The sequence below is a fragment of the Micromonospora citrea genome (assembly GCF_900090315.1).
Taxonomy (GTDB): Bacteria; Actinomycetota; Actinomycetes; order Mycobacteriales; family Micromonosporaceae; genus Micromonospora; species Micromonospora citrea.
In genome coordinates this window covers 180,656-192,621 of sequence record NZ_FMHZ01000002.1, presented here as the reverse complement: position 1 = coordinate 192,621, position 11,966 = coordinate 180,656, and the positions used below count along the sequence as shown (strand labels likewise).

Here is an 11,966-nt window from a genome sequence, read left to right as displayed (position 1 = left end):
CGTAGCAGGGACGGTGGCGCCGTCAAGACCGCGGAAGGTGCCGGTGAGATCGGCGGAACGACGCCGGGGTCCCCGTCCTCACCCGGTGGTCCGGGACCGCCCGGGCCGGCGTTACCGCTCGGGGCGCGCGGCCCAGATGCCCCGGACGTGTCGCAGGTGGCGCCGCATCAGGTCGACCACCGCCTCCCGGTCACCCGCTGCGAGCAGCTTCGCGAGCTCGACGTGCTCGTTCGCCGACGCCACCAGTTGCCCGCTCTCGACCAGCGCGTCCAGCCCGTACAGCCGGGTGCGGCTGCGCAGGTCGGCCACGGTGTCCACCAGCCGCAGGTTTCCGCCCGCGCGCAGCAGGCTGAGGTGGAACTCGTTGTCCGCCTCGATGTAGGCCACGACGTCGCCCCGACCCGCCGCCGTGACGATCGCCTCCGCCAGGGCGGACAGCTCCCGCAGCTGCGCCTCGGAGAGCCGGCCGACCTGCCCGGCGACCACCGGAATCTCCAGCAGCTCCCGCATCTCCGTGATCTCGTCGAGTTCCCGCTCCGAGAGGGACCTGATGCGGAATCCCTTGTTCTTGACGATCGTGACCAGGCCCTCCTTGGCGAGGTCGAGGATCGCCTCCCGCACCGGGGTCGGCGAGACGCCGAACTGGGTCGCCAGGGTCGGGGCCGAGTACGTCGTGCCGGGCCGGAGCTGGCCGGCCACGATCGCCGCCCGCAGCGCCTGCGCCACCTCCTCGCGCAGGCTCTGCCGGCTCTGCAGGGCCGCCAGCCCGGGTCCGGGCGTGGTGGGGCGCACGTCGCCCGCCCGCCAGTCGGCCGTCACAACCACTCCACCCCCGGCTCGTCAGCCGGTGCCCCGCCTCTCGGACCGTCGTCCCGCGTCGCCGTACGCCCGCGCCACCGCAGACCCGGCCCGCGCCGCTGTCCGGCGCGTCGAGCGCCGCAGCGGGTCAGACGCTGGCCGGGCGCCGCCGCCCGGCCAGCGCACGCCGATCCCGGAGCCTACCCGGTGCGGCGCTCACGCTTGCCTCGTACACCCCGACGGACGCCACCGGCCGAGCCCGGTGAGCAGGGGTGACGGCGTGCCGGCCTGGCTTCCGGCGGCACGCGGAGCAGCCCCTGGCGCTCACCGACGGTGTTAGGCTGCCGCGGTGCCGATCTCGGAGACCGACGTCCGCCACCTGAGGCGCTGTGTCCAGTTCGCCGCCGAGGCGCTTGCCGACGGCGACGAGCCGTTCGGGTCGGTCCTGGTCGACGGCGCCGGTGACGTGCTGTTCGAGGACCGCAACCGGGTGAAGGGCGGCGACCAGACCCGGCATCCGGAGTTCGAGATCGCCCGCTGGGCCGCGGCGAACATGAGCCTGGCCGACCGCGCGGCGGCCACCGTGTACACCTCCGGCGAGCACTGTCCGATGTGCGCGGCGGCGCACGGCTGGGTCGGTCTCGGCCGTATCGTCTACGCCGCGTCGTCGGCGCAGCTTCAGGGCTGGCTGCGGGAATGGGGCGTGCCACCCGCTCCCGTCGCCGCGTTGCCGGTCACCGAGATCGTGCCGGGTGCCCGCGTCGACGGGCCGGTCGACGAGTTGGCGGCCGAGGTCAGGTCGCTGCAACGGCAGCGCTTCGCCCGCACGCGGTGATCGCGCGCCGGGCGGCACCGTCAGCGGCAGGAACAGCGTTGCCGTGACTTTCCTGGCGTGACCGGCCCGCCTACCGGTGGCCCTGCGACGCCGTGTTGATCACGTCGTCGAGCACCTCGCGGGAGCTGACGAGTTCCGTGATCATCCGGTCGATGCGGTCGCGTTCGGCGGTCAGCTCGACGACCAACTGCGGCGTGGCGATCGCCGAAGGGCGGCCGTCGGCGTCGCGCATGCACGGGAGCAGCCGGGCGATCCGCTTGCTGTGCAGGCCGGCGGCGAACAGCTCCTGGATGCGGATGACCCGGTCGACCGCCTGCTCGGGAAAGTCGCGCTGGCCGCCGGGGGTGCGGTGGGCCGTCAACAGGCCCTGCTTCTCGTAGTAGCGCAGCGACCGCTCGCTCACCCCGGTGCGCCGCGCGAGTTCGCCGATCCGCATCGCATCCTCCGGACTTGAACCTGACACCGATGTCAGATCTTACGTTGACGGCATGACGAACACGCCCCTGACGGACACGGTCGAGAACCGGCTCTTCCCCTACAGCCCGATCACCGAACGCCCACGGATCGACTGGCCCGGTGGCGCCCGAATCGCCGCCTACATCGGACTGAACGTCGAGCACTTCCTGATCGACCGCCCGTCCACCAGCATCTGGCAGGGAACCGCCGACCTGGTTCCCGATGCGCTGAACTACGGCTGGCGGGACTACGGCTCCCGCGTCGGCGTCTGGCGCACCATCGACAGCCTCGACCGGCACGGCATCCGGGCGAGCGTGCTGCTGAACTCGGCCGTCGCGCACCACAATCCCCAGATCATCGAGGCCGGCCTGAGCCGGAACTGGGCCTGGCTCGCGCACGGGCGGACCAACTCGATCCTGCAGGCCGGGATGTCCCTCGACGAGGAACGCCGCTTCCTCACCGACGTCGTCGACACGATCGCCGCCGCGACCGGCCGGCGCCCGCGCGGCTGGATGGGGCCCGGGCTGACCGAGACGTTCCACACGCCGTCGCTCCTCGCCGAGCTGGGGCTGGGCTACCTGCTGGACTGGACCAACGACGACCAGCCCTACCCGCTGAACGTGCCGGGCATGATCAGCGTCCCGTACTCCGTGGAACTCAACGACCTCCTGTTGTTCGGCAAGGGCGTCACCGGGCCCGAATTCGTCCAGATCGTGAAAGACCAGTACGAGCAGCTGCGCGCCGACTCCCAGGACAGTGGTCGCGTCATGGCGCTGGCCCTGCACCCGTTCGTGATCGGTCAGCCGTTCCGCGCCAGGTACCTGGACCAGGCGTTGGCGTACCTCGCGGCGCAACCCGACATCTGGTTGACGACCAGCGACGAGATCGCCGCGCACTACCGGCGCACCGTCACACCCGGTCGGCCTGCCGCGTAGCGCCAAGGTCGGTGGCGGGAACGGGGGCCGGCTCGGAATGGAGCAGGCCCCCGTTCCCCGTCGGAGCGCGACGGTCAGCCGACCGACTTGTTGTAGCTGTCGATGGCGCCCTGCACGCTCGCCGCGGCGTCCCTCATGGCCTGGTCGGCCGGCTTGCTCCCGACGATCGCCGCCTCGAGGCCGTCCTCGGACGCCTTGCGGGCCTGCGGCATCACGCCGAGCAGACAGCCGGCCGACGCCACCGACGGCGGCAGCGCGTGCAACTGGTCGACCGCGGTGCGGAACTGGGGGAACTTCGCCATCCAGTCCTTGTCGATCTGCTCGTCGAGCGCCTTGGCGTTGATCGGCACGTACCCGGTGCTGGTGTGCCACTTCGCCTGCTGGACCGGGGTGGACGCGAACTTCACGAACTCCCACGCGGCGCGCTTCTCCGCCGCGCTGTGGCCGACACCGTTGATCCAGAGGGAGGCGCCGCCGATGATCGGCCCGCCCGTGGACGAGCTGCTCACCTTCGGGTACGGGGCGGTGAGCACGGTGAACTTGCCCTTCGCGGCGTCGACGTAGCCGCGCAGCACGCTGGTCGACTCCAGGTGCATGGCGACCGTGCCCGCCTTGAAGGCCGCCTGGGCGTCGTCGGTCTTGCGGCCGGTGTTCGTGGCGTAGCCGCCCTTGACCAGGTCCGTCCACCACTGCGCGACGCGTACGGCCGTCTCCTGGTCGAACTGCACCTTCGTGGCCAGGCCCTTGCGCCCGTTGCCGTTGTCGCAGTACTCCTTGCCGTCGGTGGCGAGCAGCTGCTCCAGCAGCCACCCGTAGATGGCGGCGTTGAAGCCGTACTGGACCGTCTTGCCGCTGGCGTCCTTGATCGTCAGCTTCTTCGCCAGCTCGCCGAGCTCGGTGAGGTCCTTCGGTGGCTTCGTCGGGTCGAGCCCGGCCCGCTCGAACGCCTCCTTGTTCAGATACAGCAGCGGCGTGGAGGAGTTGAACGGCATCGACCACAGCTTGCCGTCGACCGAGTAGTAGCTGGCGATGTTCGGCTCGATGTCGGCCGCGTTGAAACCGTCCTTCTCGATGAACCTGTGCATCGGCACGACCTGCTCGGAGTCGACCATGAAGCGGCTGCCGATGTCGTAGATCTGGACCAGGGCCGGGGTGCTCTTCTGCTGGACGGAGGCCTTGTACTTCGCGATCGTCTCGTCGTAGCTTCCCTGAAAGACCGCCCTGACCTCGACCTTGCCGCCGCTCTGGGCGTTGAAGTCGGCGACGAGCTGGTCGACGGCGGTGGCGTTGGCCCCCTTCATCGCGTGCCAGAACTCGATCGTGGTCTTGCCGTTGGCCTTCTCCAGCACCTCGGCGCCCGGCGCGTCGAGCGCGTCGCCGCCGCCGTCGGTGCCGGACCCGGAGTCGCCGCAGGCCGTGAGCGCGGCGGCGGTCACGAGGGCGACGAGCGTCGCCGTGGTGCGGCGGAGCAGAGGTCTTCTCATTCCTTCTCCTTCTCCGAGGTTCAACGCAGCGCGCCGGCGGTCAGCCCGCGGACGATGTAGCGCTGACCGAAGATCACGACGGCCAGCGTGGGGAGCAGGGAGAGCGCGACGCCGGCGAGGACGAGACCCGGCTGAGCCGCCTCGGCGTCGTTGAGCTGGGAGATGCCGATCTGGAGCGTCTGGAACTCGGTGTCGCGGATCAGGATCAGCGGCCAGAAGTACTGGTTCCACGCCGAGAGGAAGACGTAGACCCCGACCGCCGCGATGGACGGCCTGGACAGGGGCACGATGACCCGCCACAGCAGCCGCCAGTGGCCGCACCCGTCGATCACCGCGGCGTCGCGCAGTTCGCTCGGGAACTGCAGGAACGCCTGCCGCAACAGGAACGTGCCGAACGCCGAGGCGAGGAACGGCAGCACGAGGCCGAGGTAGGTCAGCCCGCCGCGCGTCAGGCCCCAGTCGGAGATGGCCAGGTAGTTGGGGATGATGATGGCTTCCCACGGCACCATGAGGGTGGCGAGGAACAGGCCGAACGTCGCCGCCTTCGCGGGCAGGCGGAGGAACGCGAAGGCGTACGCGGCGAAGATGCTGGTGACGATCTGCGCCACCGTGATGACCCCGGCCTGGACGGCGGAGTTCACGTAGAAGCGGCCCAGCGGCACCGAGCGGAACACGTCGCCGACGTTCTGCCAGTGCAGCGCGCTGGGTACCAGCGCGGGCGGGTAGGTCGCCAGGTCGCCGGGGCCCATGACGGCGCCGACGAAGCCGTAGTAGATCGGGAACAGTACGGGGATCGCGGCCAGGCCGAGCACGACGTAGACGGCGACCTGGCCGAGGCTGAGCTTCTTCATCGGTAGTGGACCCGCCGTTCGAGGACGCCGAACTGGACGGCCGTGCAGCCGAGCATGATGACCAGCAGCACGACCGCCTGCGCGCTGGCCGCGCCGAAGTCGGAGGAACCGAAGGCGAACGCCTTCTCGTAGATCGAGTAGACCAGCGTCGTCGTGGCCTGGTCCGGGCCGCCCTTGGTCAGGATGTGGATCTGCCCGAAGCTCTGCAACGCGTGGATCGTGGACACCACGACGAGGAAGAACAGCTGCGGGGAGAGCAGCGGAACGGTGATCCGCGAGGCCAGCCGCCAGCCGGTCGCGCCGTCGAGCCGAGCCGCCTCGACCACCTCGGGGGAGATGGCCGAGACCCCGGCGGAGAGGACGAGGATGTTGTAGCCGAAGTTCATCCACACCGTGGCGGCGCAGACGGCGGGCAGCGCGATCGACGGATCGGTGAGCCAGTTGACCCGGTCGATCCCGACGGAGCCGAGCAGGCCGTTCGCCACCCCGATCGCCGGGTTGTAGATGACGGCGAAGACGACCGACGCGGTCGCCACCGAGAACGCGAACGGCAGCGCGAACGCGGTCCGCAGCGCGCGTACCCCGCGGATGCGCGCCTCCAGCAGCAGCACCACGAAGAGCGCGCCCAGCACGGCCGGCACCACCGAGAAGAGCGTGAACAGCGCGGTCGTCGCCAGCACCCTGCCGAACTCCCCGGAGAGCATGTCCCGGTAGTGCGCCGCGCCGACGTACTCCGACGCGGCGCCGAAGATGTCGTTGCCGTGCACCGACAGGTAGAGGGTGCGCCCGAGCGGCCAGAACACGAACAGGGCGAAGATCGCCACCGAGGGCAGCAGCATCAGCCACGCGAGACCGGCTTCGCCGAGGCGTGCGCCCTGCCCTCGGCGAGGAACGGCGCGCGCCGGTCCAACGGCCGGGGAGGGGACCGGGGGCGCGCTGACGGTGCGAGGGGGAGGCACCGCCGCACAATATCAACAACATAGAAAGATCGAAATGATTCGCTCGGCGATTCGTCGGCGGACGGCGACGGCAGCGGGCGTTGTTCAGGCGACGGTCGCGGGAGCCTCCGTGGTCGGCGCCACCGGCGGCCACGCCGCCCGGCTGGCGGCGCCGGCCCCGCGAACGCCCGGGCTGGTCGGTGCCGCTGACCGGGCCGGCCCGCGTCCGTCAGAACAGCGTCGACGGCCCGACCGGGATCGGCTCGGGCAGCGGCTCGACCTCGGGCAGGCGCGCCCGTACCTCGTCGTGGAACCGGCGGGCGAGGTCGGGCGCGTCGGCGTTGTCCGGGGTGTGCACGAACATCGTCGGCGAGCGGCCCTCGCGCAGCCAGCCGACCATCACGTCGAGCCACGGCTGCCAGCCCTCGACGGTCCGCGCGGGGTCGTCCCGGCCGAGGTACCGGACGATCGGCCGGTCGGTCAGCGCCCGGCTGCGCAGCGGCGTACGCGGCTTCCTGCTCCACGCGTCCCGTTCCGCGTCGCTGGTCGGCGGGGTGCGGAAGAAGGCGGTGGTGTCGAAGGGGACCCACTCCGCGCCGACCGCGTCGAGCGCGCCCTCCAACGTCCGCGCCGCTCGGGCGTCGTCGAAGAACGCCGGATGGCGGACCTCCACCGCGTAGCGGTGGTCGGTGGGGAGCCCGCGCAGGAAACGGGCGAGCGCGGGGACGTCGGTGTGCCCGAACGAGGCGGGCAACTGGACCCAGAGGGCGTGGGCTCGCGGACCGAGGGGCTCGATCGCGTCGAGAAAGACCCGCAGGTCCTCGTCGGCGCCGGCGAGCCGGCGTTCGTGCGTGACGACCTTCGGCAGCTTTAGCACGAACCGGAAGGCCGGATCGGTCTGCCGCGCCCACGACGTCACCGTCTCCCGCGTCGGGGTCGCGTAGAAGGTGGTGTTTCCCTCGACGGCGGTGCACCAGCCGGCGTAGGCGCGCAGCCGCTCGTGGGCCGGCAACGGGTGCGGCAGGAAGCGCCCCTGCCACGACCTGTGCGTCCACATCGCGCACCCCACGTGCAGGCGCATCCGAACCTCCCACCCCTTCTCGGCCGGCGCGGGGAACCGGCCCCGGGTACGGTAGCCGGTCGGGCGACCGCGTCGGCGCGCCCCCGTCGACGAGGACGGGACATCTCGGCAGGGCAGACGCGGAGACGGCGCCGGCCGGTGCCTGCCGACGCGGACGGTCGGTCGATCGAGTTTGTCGTAGGGGCAGGAGCGGAACTCGCGGCCGTGCCTGGTCACGTCGCCCCCGCCGACAGCGGGCCCAGGCCCGTGGCGAGCAGCCGGTAGGCGGTGTCGGCCGCGGCCCGGGCCGTGTCGTGCCACCCGGCCGCCGTCTCCCCGGCGGCCAGCCGGCGCCAGTTCTCCCGGGCCAGGATGCGTTGCGCCGCGATGATCTGGGCGGCGGCGAGCCGGGCCGTGAGCACGTCGGGCATGTGCGCGGTCTGGTGCAACGCGTCGGCCAGCGCCTCCTCGTCGCGAACGGTGTACTCGTTCAACCGCGCGGCGAGGCTCGGCGTCGAGAAGATCATGTTGTGGAAGGCGAGGACTTCGGGGTCGTCGTTGAGCCCGGTCACCGGGTCCCGCCGCGCGAGGCCCGCCAGGAAGTGCTCGTGCAGCGCCGTCAGGGGGCTCTGCCGCGCGGGCCGCTGCCGGACCACTCTCGCCGCCTCTCCCTGATGATCGGCGATGCGGTGCAGGACCAGGTCTTCCTTGGACCGGAAGTAGCGGAACAGGGTGGGCTTGGAGACTTCGGCGGCCGCCGCGATCTCGGCCACGGACACCTGGTCGAAGCCGTGCTCCAGGAACATCGATATCGCCGCGGCGGACACGGCGTCGTGCGTGCGCTGCCGCTTGCGTTCCCGCAAGCCCACCGGGTCTGCCACGAGTCGACTGTACCAGGACTGACGCCGGGTCAATATTCTGCCGTGGTTAGAAATGTGACCGGGTTAAGATATCGGCCCGCGCGTGCCTCCGAAGGGTTCCAATGTCATCGCCGTCCCTCACCCCGCACACCGAATCGGCCCACCTCGACCGCGAGTTCGCCGACGAGTTGGCGTTCCTGCGACGCGCGCGGCGCGCGCTGGCCTGGATGACGGAGCACGCCCGGATGCGGGTCGCCACCGGCGAGCAGGTGGCCGGGGACGGGTACGCCGCCGAGCAACTCGGTCGGATGCTCAAGAGCCACGCCAAGGAACTGGCCGAGGAGCCCGACAGTCCGCTCTACTTCGGCCGGCTGCGATTCGGCACGGGGCCGGACGCCGGCGAGCACCGCGACCAGAGCTACCACATCGGTCGGCGGCGGATCACCGACGAGAGCGGCCAGCCGCTGGTCATCGACTGGCGGGCCCCGGTGTCCTCGCGCTTCTACCGGGCCAGCGCCCACGACCGCCAGGGCGTGGCCTCGCGACGCCGGTTCGGCTGGACGACCCGCCATCCCGTGGAGCTCACCGGCTTCGAGGACGAGCGCCTGGACCACGGCGAGGACCTCGGCGTCAGGAGCCGACTGTTGACCGCGGAGATCGAACGCCCCCGCGTCGGGCCAATGCGTGACATCGTGGCCACGATCCAGCCGGAGCAGGACGAGATGGTGCGCGCGGACCTCGACCGCTCGCTGTGCGTCCAGGGCGGGCCGGGCACCGGGAAGACGGCCGTCGGCCTGCACCGCGCGGCGTACCTGCTCTACACCCATCGCCGCCAACTCAGGCGCCACGGCGTCCTGGTGGTGGGGCCGAACCGAGCGTTCCTGCACTACATCTCCGCAGTGCTCCCGGCGCTGGGCGAGGTGGACGTGCGGCAGCGCACGCTCGACGAGGTGCTCAGCGAGCGCCCGCCCACGACGGTGGACACCGACGAGGCCGCCCGCGTGAAGCACGACGTGCGGATGGCGGCCGTGTTGCGTCGGGCGCTCTACGCCCAGATCACCGAACCGGCCGAGTCGATCGTGGTGCCGGACGGCTCGTACCGACTGCGGATCTCGGCCACCGCGCTGGCCCGCCAGGTCGTCGAGATCCGCGGCGAGGACGTGCCGTACGGCGTCGGCCGCGAGCGGTTGCGCGCGCGCATCGTGGCCCTGCTGCAGCGGCAGCTGGAGACGCGCGCCGAAACCCCGGGCAAGACGTGGGCGCAGAAGATCGGCCGCGCCCGTCCCGTGGCGGCGGCACTCGACCACGCCTGGCCGAAGGTGCGCCCGGAGGAACTGCTCGCCACGTTGCTCGCTGACCCGGAAGCCCTCGCCCGCGCCGCCGACGGCATCCTGACCGCCGACGAACAGAAGACGATCCTGTGGCAGCGCCCGCCGCGCAGCGTCCGAAGCGCGAGGTGGTCGGCCGCCGACCACGTGCTGCTCGACGAGATCGCCGGCCTGATCGAGCCCCCCGCGAGCCACGGGCACATCGTGGTCGACGAGGCGCAGGATCTCTCCCCGATGCAGTGCCGGGTGCTCGCGCGACGCAGTCAGCACGCCTCGCTGACCGTGCTCGGCGACCTGGCGCAGGGCACCAGCCCCTGGGCGGCGAGCGACTGGCACGAGCAGATGGCGCACCTGGGCAAGCACGACTCCCCGGTCACAGCCCTCACCACGGGCTTCCGGGTCCCCGCCGAGGTGCTGGCCTTCGCCAACAGGCTGCTGCCCGGGCTGCACGTCACGGCACCCCCGACCCGCTCCGTCCGCGTCGACGGCACGCTGCGGGTGCGGCAGGAGCCCGACCTGGCGGTCGCCACCGTCGCCACCGTTCACGCCGCCCTCGACCGGGCGGGCTCCATCGCCGTGATCGCGACCGACGCACTGCTCGCGACGCTCGTCACGGCCCTGCGCGCCGCCGGCGTCGAGGTCGACACGACCCAGGAGGGCCACCCCGACCGGAGGGTGACCGCGCTTCCCGCGGTGCTCGCCAAGGGCCTGGAGTTCGACCACGTGATCGTGGTCGAACCCGACGACATCGTGCGCGCCGAGCCACGCGGCCTCAACCGGCTGTACGTCGTCCTCACCCGGGCCGTCTCGCGGCTGGACGTCCTGCATTCCCAGCCGCTGCCCGAGCTGCTCGCCAACGTTCCGGGGACCGCCGACCGGACCTACCGTTAGTTCGTCCCGACCGGTGCTCGCGGAGCAGCGCGCGGGCGTTCCGCGTCGCCGTGGGCGTCGGCCCCCCGCGCCGGCCCCCCGCGCCGGCCCCCCGCGCCGGCCCCCCGCGCCGGCCCCCCGCGCCGGTCCCCGGCGCGGGTCCCGACGTGGGGCGCGGACGCCGAAGCCGACCCGGACGCCGTGCCGGCCGGTGAGTCCCGGACCTCGGACGGCGTATCGATGTATTTACATGTGTTCGCTCCCCGTGTATGAAGGCTGAAAGCACGTCTGGGTGCTGGTTTCTGGGAGGGAGCGACGATGAGACACGCCCTACGCCGCCTGCGAACGGCGGCGGTCACGATCGGCGCCTGCACGCTCGGAATGAGCCTGCTGTCGGTACCCGCCGCCGAGGCGCACTCGGTGCAACCTGTCGCTCCGCATTCCGAGCGGGCTCCCGAATCGGAGCAGTTCGCGGCCGAGGGCGTCACCACGGTCGGCGAGCTGCGCACCACCGCCGGCGCGCTGTCGTACGCCCGGGACGGCCGGACGCAGGTCATCCGGCACCCCGGCGCGTCGTACGTCAAGGTGCACTTCAGCTCCCTGCGGCTGGCCGACGGCGACTACGTCACCGTGTCGAGCCCCGACGGCCGGGAGAGCTACCGGTACGACCGCTACCTGAACCGGGCGACCGGCTCGGACTTCACCACCGACGGGCTGCCGGGCTTCTGGGCGATGTCCGTGGAGGGCGACACCGCGGTGGTGACCCTGCACAGCAGCCGGTCCTCCCGTGGCAACGCCGCGACCATCGACCGGTTCTGGCGTGGCTACGACCGCGCGGAGATCTCCCAGCACAACCTCTCCACCCAGTCCGTGTGCAGCACCGACGCCCGCCGCGACGTGGTCTGCTACCAGAGCAGCCACCCCACCGAGTACGCCCGTGGCCGGGCCGTGGCGCGGCTGCTGATCAGCGGCGGCGGGATGTGCACCACCTGGCGGGTCGGCAACACCAACCGGATGCTGACCAACAAGCACTGCTTCTCGACGCAGTCCGCCGTCAGCGGCAGCGAGATGCAGTTCAACTACCAGTGCGCCACCTGCGGCGGCAACAACCCCGGCGCCGGCACCAAGGTGAGCGGCGCGACGCTCTACAAGGTGAGCAGCGGCGGGTCCAACGAGCTGGACTACACCCTGTACTCGGTGAACAACTTCACCAGCATCCAGGGCTTCGGCACGCTCTACCTGGCGACCACCGCCACCACCACCGGCACCCGGATGTACATCCCTGGGCACGGCGACGGCCGCCCGAAGCGCCTGTCGATCTTCGAGGACACCCAGAACGGCGCGGCGTGCACGGTCAAGAACGCCAACTACAACACCTGGAACATCAGCTACAGCTGTGACACCTCCGGCGGCAACTCCGGCTCGCCGGTGCTGAACGCCAGCCACCGGGTGATCGCCCTGCACCACCTCGGCGGCTGCCCGTCCAACCAGGGCGCGAAGGCGCACCTGATCTACAACCAGATCGCCAGCCTGATCGACAACAACGGCTGA

11 protein-coding genes are annotated in these 11,966 nt (G+C 71.5%); 4 read left to right on the top strand and 7 right to left on the bottom strand.

Going from position 1 to position 11,966, the window contains the following annotated elements:
* Positions 1 to 111: 111 nt before the first annotated feature.
* Positions 112 to 819, bottom strand: coding sequence for a GntR family transcriptional regulator (locus GA0070606_RS01215; RefSeq protein ID WP_245724523.1), 708 nt, complete (start codon positions 817 to 819; stop codon positions 112 to 114).
* Between the two features lie 328 nt (positions 820 to 1,147).
* On the opposite strand from GA0070606_RS01215, the gene GA0070606_RS01210 reads away from it, so the two are divergent.
* Positions 1,148 to 1,633, top strand: a complete 486-nt coding sequence (locus tag GA0070606_RS01210; protein WP_091094651.1) for a nucleoside deaminase — start codon at positions 1,148 to 1,150, stop codon at positions 1,631 to 1,633.
* A gap of 70 nt (positions 1,634 to 1,703) precedes the next feature.
* Here the strand turns inward: GA0070606_RS01210 and GA0070606_RS01205 are convergent, their stop codons facing one another.
* A complete protein-coding gene (locus GA0070606_RS01205; RefSeq protein WP_091094650.1) occupies positions 1,704 to 2,069 on the bottom strand; it encodes a MerR family transcriptional regulator in 366 nt (121 codons plus the stop codon).
* Between the two features lie 52 nt (positions 2,070 to 2,121).
* Here GA0070606_RS01205 and GA0070606_RS01200 point away from each other — a divergent pair, with 52 nt between their 5' ends.
* Positions 2,122 to 3,024, top strand: coding sequence for a polysaccharide deacetylase family protein (locus tag GA0070606_RS01200; protein WP_091094649.1), 903 nt, complete (start codon positions 2,122 to 2,124; stop codon positions 3,022 to 3,024).
* A 74-nt stretch (positions 3,025 to 3,098) separates the two neighbouring features.
* On the opposite strand, the gene GA0070606_RS01195 is transcribed toward GA0070606_RS01200, so the two are convergent.
* The 5 genes from GA0070606_RS01195 to GA0070606_RS01175 all read right to left on the bottom strand — a co-directional run bounded on the left by GA0070606_RS01195 (position 3,099) and on the right by GA0070606_RS01175 (position 8,238).
* Entirely contained in the window at positions 3,099 to 4,508 is a 1,410-nt protein-coding gene (locus GA0070606_RS01195; RefSeq protein WP_091094648.1) for an ABC transporter substrate-binding protein, read from the bottom strand.
* 20 nt (positions 4,509 to 4,528) lie between these two features.
* Positions 4,529 to 5,359 (bottom strand): carbohydrate ABC transporter permease, encoded by an 831-nt coding sequence (locus GA0070606_RS01190; RefSeq protein ID WP_091094647.1) that lies wholly within the window; start codon positions 5,357 to 5,359, stop codon positions 4,529 to 4,531.
* Positions 5,356 to 6,198: a carbohydrate ABC transporter permease gene (locus GA0070606_RS01185; protein ID WP_091094646.1), complete on the bottom strand. Its 843-nt coding sequence runs from the start codon at positions 6,196 to 6,198 to the stop codon at positions 5,356 to 5,358. Before GA0070606_RS01185 ends, GA0070606_RS01190 begins: the two co-directional genes overlap by 4 nt.
* A gap of 328 nt (positions 6,199 to 6,526) precedes the next feature.
* Positions 6,527 to 7,354 carry a DUF72 domain-containing protein gene (locus tag GA0070606_RS01180; protein ID WP_218106123.1) on the bottom strand — a complete coding sequence of 276 codons (828 nt, stop codon included), beginning with the start codon at positions 7,352 to 7,354 and terminating at the stop codon, positions 6,527 to 6,529.
* A 236-nt stretch (positions 7,355 to 7,590) separates the two neighbouring features.
* Positions 7,591 to 8,238, bottom strand: a complete 648-nt coding sequence (locus tag GA0070606_RS01175) for a TetR/AcrR family transcriptional regulator (protein WP_245724522.1) — start codon at positions 8,236 to 8,238, stop codon at positions 7,591 to 7,593.
* 101 nt (positions 8,239 to 8,339) lie between these two features.
* On the opposite strand from GA0070606_RS01175, the gene GA0070606_RS01170 reads away from it, so the two are divergent.
* Both GA0070606_RS01170 and GA0070606_RS01165 read left to right on the top strand, forming a co-directional pair.
* Entirely contained in the window at positions 8,340 to 10,436 is a 2,097-nt protein-coding gene (locus tag GA0070606_RS01170; protein ID WP_091094643.1) for a HelD family protein, read from the top strand.
* Between the two features lie 297 nt (positions 10,437 to 10,733).
* A complete protein-coding gene (locus GA0070606_RS01165; protein WP_091094642.1) occupies positions 10,734 to 11,966 on the top strand; it encodes a trypsin-like serine peptidase in 1,233 nt (410 codons plus the stop codon).